We start from the raw sequence: 17,256 nt of genomic DNA, 5'->3' as shown, positions 1-17,256 counted from the left end.
AAAAGGCCCGCCGAATGGCGGGCCGCTTCACGGTCAGAACCGAATAAAGCCCGCTGCATGCGGGCCTTATTTTGGTCTTTACATACGCTCAACCGTTTCGATGCCGAGCGTATCCAGACCGAGCTTCAGCGTTTTCGCAGTCAGCAGCGCCAGCTTCAGGCGGCTGTTGCGCACCTCGGCGCTTTCCGCGCTCAGGATCGGGCAATGCTCGTAGAAGCCGGAGAAGAGGCCCGCCAGGTCGTAAAGGTAAGCGCACATCACGTGCGGCGTGCCTTCACGCGCTACCACCGCCAGCGTCTCTTCAAACTGCAACAGGCGCGCGGCAAGCTGCGCTTCGCGATCTTCGGTAATGACTACCGACGCGCTCTGCAGGGCGCTTTCGTCGATCTCCGCTTTGCGGAAAACAGAGAGCACGCGGGTATACGCATACTGCATGTAAGGGGCGGTGTTGCCCTCAAACGCCAGCATATTGTCCCAGTCGAAGATGTAGTCGGTGGTGCGGCTCTTGGAGAGATCGGCATATTTCACCGCGCCGATACCCACTACGTGCGCCAGCTTTTCCAGCTCGTCGGCAGGCATATCCGGATTCTTCTCGCTCACCAGACGGCGGGCGCGATCCAGCGCTTCGTCCAGCAGTTCGGAAAGCTTGATGGTGCCGCCCGCACGGGTTTTGAACGGCTTGCCGTCTTTGCCGAGCATCATGCCGAACATGTGGTGTTCCAGCGGTACGGATTCCGGTACGTAGCCCGCTTTGCGCACGATAGTCCACGCCTGCATCAGGTGCTGGTGCTGACGGGAGTCGATGTAGTAGAGCACGCGGTCGGCGTGCAGCGTCTCATAGCGGTATTTCGCGCAGGCGATGTCCGTGGTGGTGTAAAGGTAACCGCCATCCTTTTTCTGGATGATAACCCCCATCGGCTCGCCTTCTTTATTCTTATATTCGTCGAGGAAGACCACGGTGGCGCCTTCGCTCTCTACCGCCAGACCTTTGGCTTTGAGGTCCGCCACGATGCCCGGCAGCATCGGGTTATAGAGGCTTTCGCCCATCACGTCGTCGCGGGTCAGCGTCACGTTCAGGCGCTTATAGGTTATCTGGTTCTGGGTCATGGTGATGTCGACGAGCCTGCGCCACATCTCGCGGCAGTATTCGTCGCCGCCCTGCAGCTTCACCACGTAGCCGCGCGCGCGCTCGGCGAAGGCTTCGTCTTCGTCGTAGTGCTTTTTCGCTTCACGGTAGAAGCCTTCGAGATCCGCCAGCGCCATTTCGCCCGCGTTTTCCTGCTGCTGCTTTTCAAGGTACGCGATCAGCATGCCGAACTGGGTGCCCCAGTCGCCGACGTGGTTGGCGCGGATCACTTTATGGCCGAGAAACTCAAGCGTGCGCACGGCGGCGTCGCCGATGATGGTGGAACGCACGTGGCCGACGTGCATCTCTTTCGCCACGTTCGGCGCGGAGTAGTCCACCACAATGGTCTGCGGCGCTTCTGCCTTCGCCACGCCGGCACGATCGGAGGCCACGGCGGCGTCGATATTTTTCGCCAGGAACTGCGGGTCGAGGAAGATGTTGATAAAGCCCGGACCGGCGATTTCCACCTTGCTGGCTATCCCGGTGAGGTCGAGATGGGCGATGACCTGTTCTGCGAGTTGTCGCGGCGCCATGCCCAGTTTTTTAGCGACAGCCATCACGCCATTGGCCTGATAGTCGCCGAACTGCACTTTGGCTGACTGACGAACCTGCGGTTCGCAATCCGCAGGGGCGCCTGCGGCAATCAGTGCCTGACTGACTTTATCGGAGAGAAGAGCCTGAATATTCACCGGGATACCTTACGTTACGCTCGCCGCCTGTTTTTATCCGCCAGGGCGACGACAATGGAAAAAATAAGGCGGGAAGTATACTGCATTTGACAACAGGCGTCAGCCCGGCTGTGACAGGGGTTATCACGCGCCGCCCGCCAGGGTAGATTAGCGGCTTTTGACGCACAGAGAGACGCCCATGAACTGGCAGGCTATTAACGACCTCACCGACATCGCCGGGGATTTGCCCCGTTTTACAACTGCGCTGACCGACCTCGCCGCACGGCTGGGGCTGGATATCGCGCCGCTGCACGCCGACCACATCTCCTTGCGCTGCCATCAGAACGCCACGGCGGAGCGCTGGCGCAAAGGGTTTGAGCAGTGCGGCGAACTGCTGTCGGAAAATATCATCAACGGGCGGCCCATCTGCCTGTTCCGCCTGCATGAGCCGGTCTGCGTCGCCCACTGGCGCTTTCATATCGTCGAATTGCCATGGCCTGGCGAGAAGCGCTACCCGCATGAAGGCTGGGAGCATATCGAAATCGTACTGGCAGGCGCGCCGGAAACGCTGAACGCCCGCGCGCTGGCGCTACTTTCCGACGAGGGGCTGGCTCAGCCCGGCATTGCGGTAAAAACCAGCTCGCCGAAGGGAGAGAATGAGCGGTTGCCCAATCCGACCCTCGCAGTGACCGATAAAATCGTCACCATCAAGTTCCATCCTTTTACCATCGAAGAGATTGTGGAAAGCGAGCGGCAGGGGCGGTAATGGCGAAGCGGGGCGGTTTTTCAAAGGGTTGCCCCGTTTTTTTGCACTATAGTTAATGAGGCTTTTAAAAGGAGAACAACGAAAAGGAGAGCGCATTCCATCGACCTTATGGGAGAGACCAATGCAGCAAAACGCAGAAAATACCCGGCCCGCCTCCGGGCACGACGAACAAGGCTTGCGTCGATCCATCCTTATTCACCGCTCCCCCGAGGAGCTTTATCACCTCTGGCGCGAGCCGACCACGCTGCCGCGCATTATGTACCACTTCGCCACTATCACTATCCTGAGCGACACCTCTTCCCGCTGGCATGTGAAGCTGCCGCTTGGCCGCAAGCTTGAGTGGGACGCGCATATCGTGGACGAGCAGCCGGGCCGCTATATCAGCTGGGCCTCAGACGAGAAAGCCAGCGTGCCGAACGCCGGCAGGCTCTCTTTCCAGCCGGTTTCCGATGAACGGGGAACGGAAGTGACGCTCGCCATGCATTTCGACCCGCCCGGCGGTTTTCTTGGCGAATGGCTGTCGAAGAAAATGGATATGGTGCCGGAGGCGATGTTAAGCCAGGCATTACGCCGTTTTAAAAACCTTGCCGAAACGGGTGAAATCGCCACCAACGTGCCGCAGCCTGCGGGGCGTCACGGGGGAATGGACAAAGCGGAGGAGTAAGCGTATGCGAGCACTATGCTGGAACGGCGTAAACGATTTAAAAGTAGAAACCGTGGCGGACCCGGTTCTTGTCAACCCGCACGACGCCATTATCAAAGTGGGGCTGACCACCACCTGCGGTTCTGATTTGCACGTTATCGACGGCCTTATCCCGAGCATGGAGGAGGGGGATATTTTAGGCCACGAGTTTATGGGCGAAGTGGTGGAAGTGGGGCCGGAGGTTAAAAACATCCGGCGCGGCGACCGCGTCGTGGTGCCGTCGTTTATCGCCTGCGGCTCATGCTGGTACTGCCAGCATCATCTCTTTTCCTGCTGTGATAACACCAATCCCAACGCCCATATGCAGGAACAGATCCTCGGCTACCCGACGGCGGGTATTTACGCTTACAGTCACGCCTTTGGCGGCTATGCCGGTTCCCATGCGGAATATGTGCGCGTGCCCTTTGCCGATAACGACTGCTTTGTGGTGCCGGATGGGGTGCCTGACGAGCAGGCGCTGTTTCTCTCCGATGCCGCGCCGACGGGCTACATGGGCGCCGACTTCTGCAATATTCATCCTGGCGATACGGTAGCGGTGTGGGGGTGCGGCGGCGTCGGGCTGATGGCCGCGCAAAGCGCCTATATTATGGGCGCGGAGAAAGTTATCGCTATCGACCGTTTCCCGGAAAGGCTGGCGATGGCGCGGGATCTGGTGGGCGCTATCCCGCTGGATTACACCAAAGTGGATATCTATGAGGCGCTGCTGGAGCTGACCCATGGCCGCGGGCCGGACAGCTGCATCGATGCTGTCGGCATGGAGGCGCACGGCGAAGGGCTGCAGTATGCCTATGATAAAACCAAGCAGACGCTGCGCATGCATACCGACGTTGGCACCGCGCTGCGCCAGGCTATCTACTGCTGCCGTAAAGGCGGCACGCTCTCCATTCTTGGCGTTTACGGGCTGATGGATAAATTCCCGCTCGGCGTGGCCATGAACAAGGGGTTGACCATCCGCACCGCGCAGCAGCACGGTCAGCACTATATGAAAGCGTTGTTAACGCATGCCGAGCGGGGCGAGCTGCGTACGGATTTTCTCGCCACGCATCGCTTCTCGCTGGAAGACTCGCCGCGCGGCTATGAAATGTTTAAGAGTAAAGAGGATGGCTGCGTGCGGGCGGTTTTTAAACCTTAACCGCGCCTGATAGCCGCTTTATCGCCTCCTCAAGCGTGGCGGCGGTGCAGCCGAAGTTAATACGCACAAACTGCGGTTCGCCAAAATCGCTGCCTGGCGAAAAGCCTAACCCGGCGGCGTTGAAGAAACGCGCCGGGTTTTCTACGCCCAGGCCGCTTGCGTCCACCCAGGCAAGGTAGGTCGCCTGCGGCGACGCGACGCGCAGACCGGGCAGGGCGTTTACGCTATCGCACAGCCTGTCCCGGTTGCGGCGCAGGTAGTCGCATTGCGCCGTAAGCCAGGGCTCGCCGTCGCGCCAGGCCGCTTCGGCGGCGGTCAGCGCCAGCACATCCACATGCGGCACAATACCGGCCATCGCCTTGCTAAAGCGCTTACGCAGTTCCGGATTGGGGATTATCGCCACCGAAGCGCCAAGCCCGGCGATATTAAAGCTCTTGGAGGGGGACATCAGCGTAATGCTGCGCTGGGCCGCTTCTTCATTCAGCGTGGCGAAGGGCGTGTGGCGCTCGCCTGGCTCCAGCAGCAGATCGCAGTGGATCTCGTCTGAGCAGACGATCAGATCGTGCTCGCGGGCAAACGCCAGCTGCGCCAGCAACTCTTCACGGCGATAAACCGTACCGCCGGGGTTTTGCGGGTTGCAGAGCATCAGCAACCGCTCACGGCCGGTGAGGTAGCCTTCAAGGGCGTTGAGATCGATCACCCAGCGGTTATCCACAAGCGTTAGCGGCGCCAGAAGCTGCTGGCGATCGGCCAGCGCGGCGGCCCGGCGAAAAGGAGGGTAGATGGGCGTGGGGGCGATGGAAATCTCATCCGCCTGCGTAAAGGCGCGAACGCAAAGGTTCAGCGAACTGACCACGCCCGGCATAAAAACCAGCCACTGCGGCGCCACTTTCCAGCCGTAGCGCCGCTCGCACCAGTTAAGGGTGGCTTCCTCCAGCCCCGTCGGGTGCGCGCCGTAGCCAAAAACGCCGTGCGCTACCCGGCGTTGCAGCGCCTGGGTAATGCACTCCGGCGCGCGGAAATCGGTATCCGCCACCCACATTGGCAGCACCGCTTCGCCATATTTCCGCCACTTCACGCTGTCGCTGTGACGGCGGTCGATACCCTCGTCAAAATTGAATGTCATGATTTGCTCCTGCCCGGTGGTTACTTCAGACTAGCACCGTGACAAATCGATACAACCGCTGACGCTATTAAGGGAGAAATCAATGGCTTTGCTGGAAATTTGCTGTTACAGCCTGGCGTGCGCGATGACCGCCGAACGCGCCGGGGCGGACAGAATTGAACTGTGCGCGGCGCCCGCGGAGGGGGGGCTGACGCCTTCGCCGGGCACGCTAAAGCGGGTGCGTGAAAGCGTGCAAATTCCGGTGCACCCGATTATCCGTCCCCGCGGCGGCGACTTCTGTTATACCGACGCGGAGTTCGAAGTGATGCTCGACGATATCGCCTTCGTGCGCGACCTGGGCTACCCGGGGCTGGTCACCGGAGTGCTGAACGAAGAGGGCGATGTGGATATTCCCCGCATGCAAAAAATTATTTACGCCTCGCGAGGCATGGCGGTGACGTTTCATCGCGCATTTGATATGTGCGCTAACCCTATGAAAGCGCTGCAAGAATTAGCGGATTTAGGCGTGGCGCGCATCCTCACTTCCGGCCAACAGTCGACGGCGGAGCAAGGACTTTCATTATTAAGGGAACTAAAAGCACAATCCCGTGCTCCAATCATTATGGCCGGTGCAGGTGTACGGCTCAGCAACCTCGGCGCTTTTATTGCCGGGGGCGTTGACGAACTTCACAGTTCGGCAGGAGTTCAGGTAGCTTCGCCAATGCGCTATCGCAACGCGAATGTCTCAATGTCTTCCGATGCCCGTACCGATGAGTATTCCCGCTACGTTGTGGATGGCGCTATGGTCGCCGCCATGAAAGCGGCGCTCACACCGACCCGTCATTTTTCATAACGCCCGTTTTTTACCGCGCATCATGTCGCCCAATATGATGCTTGCTCGTACCAGGCCCCAATGTGTTGTTGGGGCTTTTTTTATCGCTTTTGCCGCTGCGCTTGCTCACGCGAGTCGGTTTTCTTTCCGCCCCCCTTATTTTAGCGTTTTTTTCATAAAGTACAGACGCGCCGCGAAAAGGGTATTTTTGTGCGGTTGTTAAATCCTGCCAGGCATATATCGCCAGAATGTACTAACGTTATAAGGAAATAGATAACATGAGGAGATGGATATGAAGAAAACACTCGTAACAGGCGTACTGGTAGGGATGTCTTTATTTCTTTCGGCGTGCTCCAGCAGCAATTACGCCATTCACACCAATGATGGCCGCACCATTGTAAGCCAGGGCAAGCCGCAGGAAAGTGAAGCAGGCCTGCTGGGCTATAAAGACGCCAATGGCGTGAAGCAGCAAATCAATAAAGCTGATGTAAAAGAACTGGTTGAGATTAAACATTAATCGCTGCCGGCAGGCTGAAAATAACCGCCCGCGGGCGGTTTTTCTTTTTTTGCCAGATGGGAAGACGCCGACAGTAACGTCTTCCCGCCGGGCAATATAAACCTACGTTTTATTGCCCGCCTGGCGGGTAAGCCAGCGCCGTAAATAAGTCCCTTAAGAAATGGATTAACTCATTCGATTGATGACGGCGGAAATAAACGCGCTGGTCAGCATGTGATGGGCAAATATACGCTGTTCAAAAGGCGCTTTGCCTGGCGTTTTAATTCTCGCCGCGACCGCCGCGCCTTCGGCTACCAGCCAGGCGGCGAAGCTGTCGTCAAAATAGTTATGAATAATCCCCTCCCGGCAACGGCACCCTTCAAGCAAGGCGTCGCTGTGTAAGGGAAAGCACTCCGCCAGTTCATCGCGAAGCGTGAGGGAGAAAGCGTCCGGCTCGCCTCCCGGTTCCCAGCTGTAAAGCCAGGCGCGTTCCGCTTCCAGCGCCTCGCCGCAGCAGAGCAGGCCGTCCCGCGCCGCCTCTTTCAGCAGCGGCAGGTTCGCCTGCAGCAGGTCGGCTTCCTCAGAAGCGGGCGGCTCGACGCCGTAGCCCTTCGCCATATCTCTGCCGCCTGCGGTCAGCCGCTGGCCGCTGCGCATACCGCTGAAATTCACCAGCGGCAAAAAGCTAAGACAAATTTTATCGAGCAGCAGCGGGGAGTTGTGCTGTAGAAAGTTAAGCAGCCCCCAGCTTCCTGCCGGTTCGTCGCCGTGAAACCCGGCGGCAAGCAGCACGTGCGGCAACCGCTTGTTCGCCGCCACCGACTGCCAGAGCGAGATCATGCCGTGTCCGGTGCTGCCGAGCTCGACTTCCTGCAACCCCCAGCGCGTGGCCTGGACGTCAAAAAGATGTTCGAAGTGATCAATATCGTTGCTGTAGCCGTTGATGGCGGGAAGGGGCCAGCGGTGGACGGTTTCGGTGGTCATAATGGGCGCTCCGGAAAAACGGTCTGTTGCAAGCGTAGTTCAGGAGCGCGCTTTTTGTCTTAGCGAAAAAACGGGGGAGGCGGTTCCCTTTTTATCAAGGTTTGCGGGCCACCAGCACAGCGCGCAGCGGCGCCGGATAGCCTTCCACCGTTTTGCTGCTGTCGTGTGGGTCGAGGAAGTCCGCCAGCGATTCGCTGGTCATCCAGTCGGTGCGACGCTGCTCTTCGCTGGTGGTCAGGCAATGGTCGGCGATGCGCACGTCCACAAAGCCGCACTTCTCCAGCCAGTTCTTAAGCGCCAGCGCGGAAGGGATGAAATAGACATTGCGCATCTGCGCGTAACGTTCGCCCGGCACCAGCACGGTGTTGGCGTCGCCTTCCACCACCAGCGTTTCCAGCACCAGCTCGCCTTCGTTAACTAACTGGTCCTTAAGCTGCCAGAGGTGCTCAAGCGGCGAACGGCGGTGGTACAGCACGCCCATTGAAAAGACAGTGTCGAAGGCGTTCAGCGCGGGCATCTGCTCAATGCCAAGCGGCAGCAGGTGCGCGCGCTGGTCGTCGCCGAGCAGCTTGCGCACCGCCTCGAACTGGCAGAGAAAAAGCTGGGTCGGGTCGATGCCCACCGCGAACTTCGCGCCTGCGCCCACCATGCGCCACAGGTGATAACCGCTGCCGCAGCCTACGTCCAGAATCGTGCGCCCGGCAAGCGGGGAGATATGCGGCAGCACGCGCTCCCACTTGAGATCGGAACGCCATTCGGTGTCGATGTTCACGCCATAAAGCGAGAAGGGGCCTTTGCGCCATGGCATCAGCGTGCGCAGCAGCTTCTCAATGCGCATCTGCTGCCCCTGCGCCAGCGGTTCCTGCATTTGCGCGCTAACGCCGTGCAGCAGATCAAGGCGCTCCGGGTTCAGCGCAGGCAGGTTCTCCAGCGAATTCGCCCACTGCTTAAACTGCCCGTGCAGCGATTCACGCTGCCAGGCGGCAATTTGCGCGGGAAGGGTTTCCAGCCATGGGCTGAGCGGGCTACAGGCAATCTGCTGATAAAAACGGCCAAAATCGATCATGCCGCGCTCCCGTTCTTTACCGCCACCAGCGAGCCGAAGTTAAAACACTGAAACCAGAGTTCGCTGTGCTCAAAGCCCGCCTGGCGCAGCCGCGCTTTATGCGTGTCCACCGAATCAGTGAGCATTACGTTCTCCAGCATGCTGCGCTTCTGGCTGATTTCCAGTTCGCTGTAGCCGTTGGCGCGCTTGAAGTCGTGGTGCATGTTGAACAGCAGCTCGCCCATCTCTTTATCTTCAAAGCTGAATTTTTCCGACAGCACCAGCGCGCCGCCGGGGTTAAGGCCCTGATAGATTTTTGTCAGCAGCGTCAGGCGATCGTCCGGGTTGAGAAACTGAAGCGTAAAATTCAGCACCACCAGCGAGGCGTTCTCAATGGTGATATTGCGGATATCGTCTTCAATCACCTCGACCGGCGTCTGCGCTTTAAAGGCATCGATATGACGGCGACAGCGCTCCACCATGGCTTTTGAATTATCCACGGCGATGATTTTGCAGCCTTCGTGGTGAATGTTGCGGCGAACTGACAGCGTTGCCGCGCCAAGCGAACAGCCAAGGTCGTAAACCTGGCTTGCGGGCTGGACAAAGCGTTCCGCCAGCATGCCAATCATCGAGATGATATTGGAATAGCCTGGCACCGAACGCTGGATCATATCGGGGAAGACTTCAGCCACCCGCTCATCGAAAGTCCAGTCGCCCAGACGGGCGATGGGAGCGGAGAACAGCGTGTCGCGGTTAGACATAGCGTTTGAATCCGAGGAAAAACGAAAGGGGCGTATTTTGCGCTAATGAAGCGCGAAAACCAACTCCCACGGCATATACCAGAGATTCGCCAGCACCATCAGCACCAGCGCGCACCAGGTCGCGCTCATGCCGGAACGTCGCCAGCGTATCAGCCGGTTATGAAAGCCGTAGTAATGCATCAGCCGTCCGAGGATTAGCAAAATGCCGCCGACGTGAACGAGCCAGGTTTCGGCGCCGTTCATCTCCATCAACAACAATAGCAGCAGGGCGACAGGAATGTACTCCACGGCATTGCCGTGAACGCGGATAGCGATTTGCAGTTCGCTAAAGCCGCCATCGCCATACGCCACGCGATATTGCGTGCGAAGGCGCACCACATCTACCGAAAACTTAAGCAGCAACAACGCACCCAGTACAGCATACAGCGCGCTTACCATAGCAACTCCCTTAAACACCCATCCACAGGCCCGCTTATCATAGCGTGAGCCGCGCGGCTTGTCGCTCTGCTAGAAGAGGGTGTTTTGCTGTGGAATGGCGGGTTCAGGGCCAAGCGAAGGGATAACCCGTTGAAGCATCGGCCAGAGCGTATGCACCAGCTCCGGCGCCTGGGCGATGTCCGGCGTATGTAAAAAGAGATACGGCGTGGTGGTTTGCTCCCAGGCTGGCAGCTTTTTCAACCAGTCCTGGAAGAAATCGACGTTCTGCTCCATGGCATCGCTGCCGATAAAGCGCACCAGCGGGTTGCGCGCCGTGACCAGCGCATGCACCGGCACAACCGGTTTTTTACGCTGGGCGTCGCGCACCGCTTCGCTGTGCGGCTTTGCGCTGTGCACCGGGCGGCTGTCGAGAATAACGCGGTTGACGCCGCGCGCCTTCAGCCCACGGTTGAGCGCCTGCTCCACGTCGCCTTTGGCGAAAAATTCCGGGTGACGCACTTCCACGCCATAGGTGAATTCGGTTGGCAGCGCATCGAGAAACGCCCACAGCGCGGCTAAATCCCGCGGGCCGAACGCGGCGGGCAACTGGAGCCAGTACTGGCCGATGCGCCCGGCAAGCGGCGCCATGCGCGAGAAAAACTCGCTTGTCTGCTCCTCGCAGTGGCGCAACGCCGCCTGGTGGGAAATGGTGGCCGGAAATTTAAAGCAGAAACGGAAATCGTCGGTGGTTTGCGCTTTCCAACGCTCGACGATCTCCGCTTTAGGCAGCGCGTAAAGCGTGGTGTTGCCCTCCACGCAGTTGAAGTGGCGAGCGTAGTCCTCAAGGGAAGTGATGCCAAGCCGCACCCATCCCGGGTGCGACCATTGCGGCAAGCCGATATAAAGCATAAGCGCGCGGCTTAAAGCGCCGCGAGGATCTCCTCAGTGCTGCGCACGCGAGCGATGCGCGGGAAAATATGGGTCATGCTGGCCTGGTGCTGTTCGCGGGTGGTGGCGCTGCAGGCGTCTTCGGCAATCACCAGCGAGAAGCCAAGCTCCCAGGCGTTGCGGGCGGTAGACTCCACGCCGATATTGGTGGAGATGCCGCACAACACGATAGTATCAATGCCGCGACGACGTAATTGTAGCTCCAGATCGGTGCCGTAGAAGGCGCCCCACTGGCGTTTGGTCACTTCAATATCGCTGTCGCGTTTGCCGAGCGCTACCGGGTAGTGCCACCATTCATCAGGCAGGGCATGCGCGGCGACGGCGGCATCCACAGGCTGCTTGAGCGCTTCGCCGAAATCTTTCGACCAGCCGACGCGCACCATCACCACCGGCGCTTTATGAGCACGGAATTTCTCCGCGAGGCGGGCGGCGCGGGAAACCACGTCGTCCGCGCTATGCGGGCCGCCGGCAAACGGCAGAATGCCTTCCTGAAGATCGATAATCACCAGCGCGCTGGTGGCGGCATTGAGTTTTAACATGATGACTCCATGATTTTAGTAGCAGGTTCCGTACCTTACGCTCTCAAACCCGGCAAGCGGTTTACTATTTTTGTTAATTTTTGTGAGAATAAGCAACATCACGCGCGACAAACGCGCGGGCAGGCGGCGTCGGGCTTATCGCAGCCCGGAATTTCCAGTATAATGGCCGCCTTTTTTCATCCAGATAAATGCTGCGACACTAAAGCCTGCAGGGCAGGCGACCAACGGCCTGCGGCAAACTTAAGGGATATCTCATGCGTACAGAATATTGCGGGCAGCTAAACAAGTCTCATGTGGGGCAACAGGTAACGCTGTGTGGTTGGGTTAATCGCCGTCGCGATCTCGGCAGCCTGATCTTTATCGACATGCGCGACCGTGAAGGCATCGTGCAGGTGTTCTTCGACCCGGATCGCGCCGACGCTTTCAACCTGGCCTCTGAGCTGCGTAATGAGTTTTGCATTCAAATCACCGGCACCGTGCGTGCGCGTGACGACAAAAACGTTAACCGCGATATGGCGACCGGCGAAGTGGAAGTGTTCGCCACTGAGCTGACCATCATCAACCGCGCCGAGCCGCTGCCGCTCGACTCCAACCAGGTCAACAGCGAAGAAGCGCGTCTGAAATACCGCTACCTCGATCTGCGTCGCCCGGACATGGCGCAGCGCCTGAAAACCCGCGCGAAAATCACCAGCTTTGTACGCCGCTTTATGGACGACAACGGTTTCCTCGACATCGAAACCCCGATGCTGACCAAAGCCACGCCGGAAGGCGCGCGCGATTATCTGGTGCCTTCCCGCGTTCATAAAGGCAAATTCTACGCGCTGCCGCAGTCCCCGCAGCTTTTCAAACAGCTGCTGATGATGTCCGGCTTCGACCGTTACTATCAGATAGTAAAATGCTTCCGCGATGAAGACCTGCGCGCCGACCGCCAGCCGGAATTCACCCAGATCGACGTGGAAACCTCCTTCATGACCGCGCCGCAGGTGCGTGAGGTGATGGAAAAACTGATCCGTCAGCTGTGGCTGGAGGTCAAAGGTGTGGACCTGGGCCAGTTCCCGATCATGACCTTCGCGGAAGCGGAGCGCCGCTACGGCTCTGACAAGCCCGATCTGCGTAACCCGATGGAGCTGGTGGACGTTGCCGACCTGCTGAAAGCGGTTGAGTTTAAGGTCTTCTCCGGCCCGGCTAACGACGCCAAAGGCCGCGTCGCCGCGCTGCGCGTGCCGGGCGGCGCGCAGCTTAGCCGTAAACAAATTGACGACTACGGCAAATTTATCGAAATCTACGGCGCCAAAGGTCTGGCTTATATTAAAGTCAACGAGCGTGCTAAAGGTCTTGAAGGCATTACCAGCCCGGTGGCGAAGTTCCTGAACGCGGACATCGTGGAAGCTATCCTTGAGCGCACCAGCGCGCAGGACGGCGACATGATTTTCTTCGGCGCCGACAACAAAAAAGTGGTTGCCGACGCGCTCGGCGCGCTGCGCCTGAAGCTTGGCAAGGATCTGAACCTCACCGACGAGAGCAAATGGGCGCCGCTGTGGGTTATCGACTTCCCGATGTTTGAAGACGACGGCGAAGGCGGCCTGACCGCGATGCACCACCCGTTCACCTCGCCGAAAGAGATGACCGCCGCCGAACTGAAAGCGGCGCCGGAAGAGGCCGTAGCCAACGCTTACGATATGGTTATCAACGGTTACGAAGTGGGTGGCGGCTCTGTGCGTATTCACAGCGGTGAAATGCAGCAGACCGTGTTCGGCATTCTCGGCATTAACGAGCAGGAGCAGCGTGAGAAATTCGGCTTCCTGCTGGACGCGCTGAAGTTTGGCACGCCGCCGCACGCGGGCCTGGCCTTCGGTCTCGATCGCCTGACCATGCTGCTGACCGGCACCGACAACATCCGCGACGTTATCGCGTTCCCGAAAACCACCGCGGCGGCCTGTCTGATGACCGAAGCGCCAAGCTTCGCGAACCCCGCTTCTTTAACTGAGCTGGGTATCCAGGTGGTCGCGAAAGAGAAGCCGCTGGAGAACAAGTAATATGCCATTCAAGCATCCTGTTTCGGTACTGGTCGTCATTTATGCGCAAGATACCGGACGGGTGCTGATGTTGCAGCGGCGGGACGACCCCGATTTCTGGCAGTCGGTCACCGGCAGCCTGGAGGCGGGGGAGAGTCCACGCGAGGCCGCGCAGCGTGAAGTAAAGGAAGAGGTCGATGTGGACGTTGCCCTGGAGCAACTTGCGCTCATCGACTGTCAGCGCTGCGTGGAGTTTGAAATCTTTCCTCATTTGCGTCATCGCTACGCGCCGGGGATTATACGCAATACAGAATACTGGTTCTGTCTTGCGTTGCCGAGCGAAAGGCCGGTAAGCATCAGCGAGCATCTGGCTTATCGGTGGGAGGAGGCGCATGCCGCCGCCGCCCTGACTAAGTCGTGGAGCAACCGGCAGGCGATTGAAGAGTTTGTAATTGATGCCGCCTGATTAAGGCGCTTTTGGAGATTGTTATGGCAGGTCATAGTAAATGGGCCAACACGAAACACCGCAAAGCGGCACAGGATGCCAAGCGCGGTAAGATTTTCACCAAGATCATTCGCGAGCTGGTGACGGCGGCGCGTCTGGGCGGCGGCGATCCGGGTTCTAACCCGCGTCTGCGCGCGGCTATCGACAAAGCGCTGTCAAACAACATGACGCGCGACACCCTGAACCGCGCTATCGCGCGCGGCGTCGGCGGCGATGAAGACGCGAACATGGAAACCATCATTTACGAAGGCTACGGCCCGGGCGGCACCGCCGTGATGGTGGAGTGTCTCTCCGACAACCGCAACCGTACCGTAGCGGAAGTGCGTCATGCGTTCAGCAAGTGCGGCGGCAACCTCGGCACCGACGGCTCCGTTGCTTACCTGTTCAGCAAGAAAGGGGTTATCTCCTTCGAAGCGGGCGACGAAGACACCATCATGGAAGCGGCGCTGGAAGCGGGCGCGGAAGACGTAGTGACTTACGACGACGGCGCTATCGACGTTTACACCGCCTGGGAAGAGATGGGCGCGGTGCGCGACGCGCTGGAAGCGGCGGGTCTGAAAGCAGACAACGCTGAAGTCTCCATGATCCCTTCCACCAAAGCGGATATGGACGTTGATACCGCGCCGAAGCTGCTGCGTCTTATCGACATGCTGGAAGACTGCGACGACGTGCAGGAGGTTTACCACAACGGTGAGATCTCCGACGAAGTAGCGGCCACCCTGTGACAGCAGCCCGCTTTATTCTGGCGGGCGCTTCCTTCTCCTCTGAGCGCGGTCTGACCGCGCTCAGGGAGCGGCAGGGGAAAGCGGCTCTCCGGCAAGCCGGACGGCGGTTATCCCTTCGCGGCGGAGAAGCGTGATGTCTATTATTCTCGGTATTGATCCCGGTTCGCGCATCACCGGTTACGGTGTTATTCGCCAGACGGGGCGACAGCTTACCTACCTTGGCAGCGGCTGCATCCGCACCAACATCGCCGATCTTCCCTCGCGCTTAAAGCTTATCTACGCGGGCGTCAGCGAAATCATCACCCAGTTCCATCCTGATTACTTCGCCATCGAGCAGGTATTTATGGCGAAAAACGCCGACTCGGCGCTTAAGCTTGGGCAGGCCAGGGGGGCGGCGATTGTCGCGGCGGTTAACCACGAGCTGCCGGTGTTTGAATACGCGGCGCGTCAGGTGAAGCAGACGGTGGTCGGCATCGGCAGCGCGGAAAAAAGCCAGGTGCAGCATATGGTGCGCACGCTGCTTAAGCTGCCCGCGAATCCCCAGGCGGATGCCGCAGATGCGTTGGCTATCGCCATTACCCACTGTCACGTCAGCCAGAACGCCGCGCAGGTCAGCGAATCGCGCCTGAACCTGGCGCGGGGCCGTCTGCGCTGAAGAAGCAAAAAAGCGCGCTGCGTCGTGAAATCGCCCTTCTCAAGGCGCGCCGGACGACAAAAAGTGCGCTTTTTCACGGTTTGTTTTTTTATCTGAGGCTGGATACCTATCCAGCCTTTTTTATATGATAGGCTCACATTTTTCGCTAGTTAACGCAGGAGCGCATCGTGATAGGCCGACTCAGAGGCATCGTACTGGAAAAACAGCCCCCGCTGGTATTGCTGGAAGCGGGTGGCGTCGGTTATGAAGTCCATATGCCGATGACCTGCTTTTATGAACTGCCGGAAACCGGCAATGAAGCAGTGGTCTTTACCCATTTTGTGGTGCGCGAAGATGCGCAGTTGCTGTTTGGTTTTAACAACAAGCAGGAGCGCACGCTATTCCGCGAGCTTATCAAGGTCAACGGCGTAGGCCCGAAGCTCGCGCTCGCTATTCTTTCCGGCATGTCCGCCCAGCAGTTCGTTAACGCCGTTGAACGCGAAGAACCCGCTATGCTGGTGAAGCTGCCGGGCATCGGTAAAAAAACCGCCGAGCGTCTGGTGGTGGAGATGAAAGACCGCTTCAAAGGATTGCATGGCGATCTCTTTACGCCAGCGGCGGATCTGGTGCTGGCGTCGCCTGCCGGCCCGCAGCCGGACGACGCAGAGGCGGAAGCGGTTGCCGCGCTGGTGGCGCTGGGTTATAAACCGCAGGAAGCCAGCCGCATGGTCAGTAAAATCGCCCGCCCGGACGCAGACAGTGAAACCCTGATCCGCGAAGCGCTGCGCGCGGCATTGTGAGGTAGAGGATGATTGAAGCAGATCGCCTGGTCGCACCGGGCAGCAGTACGGCGGAAGAGGTGGCGGACCGCGCCATCCGTCCCAAACTACTGAGTGAGTATGTCGGCCAGCCGCAGGTGCGCTCGCAGATGGAAATCTTTATCCAGGCGGCGAAACTGCGCGGCGACGCGCTGGACCATCTGCTGATTTTCGGCCCGCCAGGGCTTGGCAAAACCACGCTCGCCAATATTGTCGCCAATGAAATGGGCGTTAACCTGCGCACCACATCGGGTCCGGTGCTGGAAAAGGCGGGCGATCTGGCGGCCATGCTCACCAACCTTGAGCCGCACGACGTGCTGTTCATTGATGAAATTCATCGTCTGTCGCCGGTGGTTGAAGAGGTGCTTTACCCGGCCATGGAGGATTACCAGCTCGACATCATGATTGGCGAAGGGCCGGCGGCGCGTTCAATTAAAATCGATTTGCCGCCCTTCACGCTGATTGGCGCGACGACACGAGCCGGGTCGCTCACCTCGCCGCTGCGCGACCGCTTCGGCATCGTGCAGCGCCTGGAGTTCTATCAGGTGCCCGATTTGCAGCATATCGTCAGCCGCAGCGCCCGCTATATGGGGCTGGAGATGAGCGAGGAGGGGGCGCTTGAGGTCGCGCGTCGCTCTCGCGGCACGCCGCGTATCGCCAACCGGCTGTTAAGACGCGTGCGCGACTTCGCGGAAGTTCGCCATGATGGCGTTATCAGCCAGGACGTGGCGGCGCAGGCGCTCGATATGCTCAACGTGGACGCCGAAGGTTTCGACTACATGGACCGCAAGCTGTTGCTGGCGGTGATTGATAAGTTTTTCGGCGGTCCGGTGGGGCTGGATAACCTCGCGGCGGCCATCGGCGAAGAGCGCGAAACCATCGAAGACGTGCTGGAGCCTTTCCTTATTCAGCAGGGTTTTTTACAGCGCACGCCGCGCGGCCGTATGGCGACGACGCGCGCCTGGAGCCACTTCGGCATTACGCCGCCCGCCATGCCCTGAGGCAGAAATAAAAAAGGCGCCGTAAGGGCGCCTTTT

General features: G+C 59.1%; 19 protein-coding genes. 11 read left to right on the top strand and 8 right to left on the bottom strand.

Annotated elements, in window-relative coordinates; translation table 11 throughout:
* Positions 1–78: 78 nt before the first annotated feature.
* The gene (argS, locus tag ACU4F7_RS13935; RefSeq protein WP_024558499.1) at positions 79–1,815 is read right to left on the bottom strand and encodes an arginine--tRNA ligase; all 1,737 of its coding nucleotides are present in this window, start codon (positions 1,813–1,815) and stop codon (positions 79–81) included.
* 178 nt (positions 1,816–1,993) lie between these two features.
* Here argS and ACU4F7_RS13930 point away from each other — a divergent pair, with 178 nt between their 5' ends.
* The 3 genes from ACU4F7_RS13930 to ACU4F7_RS13920 all read left to right on the top strand — a co-directional run bounded on the left by ACU4F7_RS13930 (position 1,994) and on the right by ACU4F7_RS13920 (position 4,395).
* Positions 1,994–2,560: a VOC family protein gene (locus ACU4F7_RS13930; RefSeq protein WP_029591929.1), complete on the top strand. Its 567-nt coding sequence runs from the start codon at positions 1,994–1,996 to the stop codon at positions 2,558–2,560.
* A 121-nt stretch (positions 2,561–2,681) separates the two neighbouring features.
* The gene (locus ACU4F7_RS13925; protein ID WP_481637161.1) at positions 2,682–3,224 is read left to right on the top strand and encodes an SRPBCC family protein; all 543 of its coding nucleotides are present in this window, start codon (positions 2,682–2,684) and stop codon (positions 3,222–3,224) included.
* Positions 3,225–3,228: 4 nt separating this feature from the next.
* Positions 3,229–4,395, top strand: coding sequence for a zinc-dependent alcohol dehydrogenase (locus ACU4F7_RS13920; RefSeq protein WP_029591927.1), 1,167 nt, complete (start codon positions 3,229–3,231; stop codon positions 4,393–4,395).
* Here the strand turns inward: ACU4F7_RS13920 and ACU4F7_RS13915 are convergent.
* Positions 4,385–5,521 (bottom strand): MalY/PatB family protein, encoded by a 1,137-nt coding sequence (locus ACU4F7_RS13915; RefSeq protein WP_481637160.1) that lies wholly within the window; start codon positions 5,519–5,521, stop codon positions 4,385–4,387. The genes ACU4F7_RS13920 and ACU4F7_RS13915 overlap by 11 nt on opposite strands.
* 82 nt (positions 5,522–5,603) lie before the next feature.
* Here ACU4F7_RS13915 and cutC point away from each other — a divergent pair, with 82 nt between their 5' ends.
* Both cutC and ACU4F7_RS13905 read left to right on the top strand, forming a co-directional pair.
* Positions 5,604–6,353: a copper homeostasis protein CutC gene (gene cutC / locus ACU4F7_RS13910; RefSeq protein ID WP_029591925.1), complete on the top strand. Its 750-nt coding sequence runs from the start codon at positions 5,604–5,606 to the stop codon at positions 6,351–6,353.
* Positions 6,354–6,624: 271 nt separating this feature from the next.
* On the top strand, positions 6,625–6,849 hold the full coding sequence (locus ACU4F7_RS13905) for a YgdI/YgdR family lipoprotein (RefSeq protein ID WP_024559052.1): 225 nt from the start codon (positions 6,625–6,627) through the stop codon (positions 6,847–6,849).
* 165 nt (positions 6,850–7,014) lie between these two features.
* Here ACU4F7_RS13905 and ACU4F7_RS13900 read toward each other — a convergent pair whose 3' ends face one another.
* The 6 genes from ACU4F7_RS13900 to ACU4F7_RS13875 form a co-directional block, all read right to left on the bottom strand.
* Positions 7,015–7,812 carry a M14 family metallopeptidase gene (locus tag ACU4F7_RS13900; RefSeq protein ID WP_481637159.1) on the bottom strand — a complete coding sequence of 266 codons (798 nt, stop codon included), beginning with the start codon at positions 7,810–7,812 and terminating at the stop codon, positions 7,015–7,017.
* A 94-nt stretch (positions 7,813–7,906) separates the two neighbouring features.
* Positions 7,907–8,878 carry a tRNA 5-methoxyuridine(34)/uridine 5-oxyacetic acid(34) synthase CmoB gene (gene cmoB / locus ACU4F7_RS13895; RefSeq protein WP_029591923.1) on the bottom strand — a complete coding sequence of 324 codons (972 nt, stop codon included), beginning with the start codon at positions 8,876–8,878 and terminating at the stop codon, positions 7,907–7,909.
* Entirely contained in the window at positions 8,875–9,618 is a 744-nt protein-coding gene (gene cmoA / locus ACU4F7_RS13890) for a carboxy-S-adenosyl-L-methionine synthase CmoA (protein ID WP_029591922.1), read from the bottom strand. Before cmoA ends, cmoB begins: the two co-directional genes overlap by 4 nt.
* Positions 9,619–9,660: 42 nt before the next feature.
* Complete coding sequence (locus tag ACU4F7_RS13885) at positions 9,661–10,056, bottom strand: MAPEG family protein (RefSeq protein WP_024559048.1); 396 nt, start codon at positions 10,054–10,056, stop codon at positions 9,661–9,663.
* A 69-nt stretch (positions 10,057–10,125) separates the two neighbouring features.
* Positions 10,126–10,944, bottom strand: a complete 819-nt coding sequence (locus tag ACU4F7_RS13880) for a DUF72 domain-containing protein (RefSeq protein ID WP_481637158.1) — start codon at positions 10,942–10,944, stop codon at positions 10,126–10,128.
* An 11-nt stretch (positions 10,945–10,955) separates the two neighbouring features.
* Positions 10,956–11,522 (bottom strand): hydrolase, encoded by a 567-nt coding sequence (locus tag ACU4F7_RS13875; protein WP_481637157.1) that lies wholly within the window; start codon positions 11,520–11,522, stop codon positions 10,956–10,958.
* 254 nt (positions 11,523–11,776) lie between these two features.
* Between ACU4F7_RS13875 and aspS the strand changes: the two genes are divergently transcribed.
* From aspS to ruvB, 6 genes are all read left to right on the top strand, one after another.
* Positions 11,777–13,558, top strand: a complete 1,782-nt coding sequence (aspS, locus tag ACU4F7_RS13870) for an aspartate--tRNA ligase (protein ID WP_481637156.1) — start codon at positions 11,777–11,779, stop codon at positions 13,556–13,558.
* 1 nt (position 13,559) lies between these two features.
* On the top strand, positions 13,560–14,003 hold the full coding sequence (gene nudB, locus ACU4F7_RS13865; RefSeq protein WP_029591869.1) for a dihydroneopterin triphosphate diphosphatase: 444 nt from the start codon (positions 13,560–13,562) through the stop codon (positions 14,001–14,003).
* A gap of 23 nt (positions 14,004–14,026) precedes the next feature.
* Positions 14,027–14,767, top strand: a complete 741-nt coding sequence (locus tag ACU4F7_RS13860) for a YebC/PmpR family DNA-binding transcriptional regulator (protein ID WP_024559043.1) — start codon at positions 14,027–14,029, stop codon at positions 14,765–14,767.
* A gap of 133 nt (positions 14,768–14,900) precedes the next feature.
* On the top strand, positions 14,901–15,422 hold the full coding sequence (gene ruvC / locus ACU4F7_RS13855; RefSeq protein WP_024559042.1) for a crossover junction endodeoxyribonuclease RuvC: 522 nt from the start codon (positions 14,901–14,903) through the stop codon (positions 15,420–15,422).
* Positions 15,423–15,589: 167 nt separating this feature from the next.
* Positions 15,590–16,201, top strand: coding sequence for a Holliday junction branch migration protein RuvA (gene ruvA, locus ACU4F7_RS13850; protein WP_024559041.1), 612 nt, complete (start codon positions 15,590–15,592; stop codon positions 16,199–16,201).
* Between the two features lie 8 nt (positions 16,202–16,209).
* Positions 16,210–17,220 (top strand): Holliday junction branch migration DNA helicase RuvB, encoded by a 1,011-nt coding sequence (ruvB, locus tag ACU4F7_RS13845; protein WP_029591868.1) that lies wholly within the window; start codon positions 16,210–16,212, stop codon positions 17,218–17,220.
* Positions 17,221–17,256 lie beyond the last annotated feature (36 nt).

Source organism: Franconibacter pulveris (assembly GCF_056780215.1).
Note: the sequence above shows the minus strand (reverse complement) of the source record. Positions and strands in the feature narration are given on the sequence as shown.

Excerpts from the sequence above, each read along its gene's own strand:
- ACU4F7_RS13930 (WP_029591929.1), top strand. The coding sequence starts at position 1,994 with ATGAACTGGCAGGCTATTAACGACCTCACCGACATCGCCGGGGATTTG.
- ACU4F7_RS13925 (WP_481637161.1), top strand. The coding sequence starts at position 2,682 with ATGCAGCAAAACGCAGAAAATACCCGGCCCGCCTCCGGGCACGACGAA.
- ACU4F7_RS13920 (WP_029591927.1), top strand. The coding sequence starts at position 3,229 with ATGCGAGCACTATGCTGGAACGGCGTAAACGATTTAAAAGTAGAAACC.
- ACU4F7_RS13915 (WP_481637160.1), bottom strand. The coding sequence starts at position 5,521 with ATGACATTCAATTTTGACGAGGGTATCGACCGCCGTCACAGCGACAGC.
- cutC (WP_029591925.1), top strand. The coding sequence starts at position 5,604 with ATGGCTTTGCTGGAAATTTGCTGTTACAGCCTGGCGTGCGCGATGACC.
- ACU4F7_RS13905 (WP_024559052.1), top strand. The coding sequence starts at position 6,625 with ATGAAGAAAACACTCGTAACAGGCGTACTGGTAGGGATGTCTTTATTT.
- ACU4F7_RS13900 (WP_481637159.1), bottom strand. The coding sequence starts at position 7,812 with ATGACCACCGAAACCGTCCACCGCTGGCCCCTTCCCGCCATCAACGGC.
- cmoB (WP_029591923.1), bottom strand. The coding sequence starts at position 8,878 with ATGATCGATTTTGGCCGTTTTTATCAGCAGATTGCCTGTAGCCCGCTC.
- cmoA (WP_029591922.1), bottom strand. The coding sequence starts at position 9,618 with ATGTCTAACCGCGACACGCTGTTCTCCGCTCCCATCGCCCGTCTGGGC.
- ACU4F7_RS13885 (WP_024559048.1), bottom strand. The coding sequence starts at position 10,056 with ATGGTAAGCGCGCTGTATGCTGTACTGGGTGCGTTGTTGCTGCTTAAG.
- ACU4F7_RS13880 (WP_481637158.1), bottom strand. The coding sequence starts at position 10,944 with ATGCTTTATATCGGCTTGCCGCAATGGTCGCACCCGGGATGGGTGCGG.
- ACU4F7_RS13875 (WP_481637157.1), bottom strand. The coding sequence starts at position 11,522 with ATGTTAAAACTCAATGCCGCCACCAGCGCGCTGGTGATTATCGATCTT.
- aspS (WP_481637156.1), top strand. The coding sequence starts at position 11,777 with ATGCGTACAGAATATTGCGGGCAGCTAAACAAGTCTCATGTGGGGCAA.
- nudB (WP_029591869.1), top strand. The coding sequence starts at position 13,560 with ATGCCATTCAAGCATCCTGTTTCGGTACTGGTCGTCATTTATGCGCAA.
- ACU4F7_RS13860 (WP_024559043.1), top strand. The coding sequence starts at position 14,027 with ATGGCAGGTCATAGTAAATGGGCCAACACGAAACACCGCAAAGCGGCA.
- ruvC (WP_024559042.1), top strand. The coding sequence starts at position 14,901 with ATGTCTATTATTCTCGGTATTGATCCCGGTTCGCGCATCACCGGTTAC.
- ruvB (WP_029591868.1), top strand. The coding sequence starts at position 16,210 with ATGATTGAAGCAGATCGCCTGGTCGCACCGGGCAGCAGTACGGCGGAA.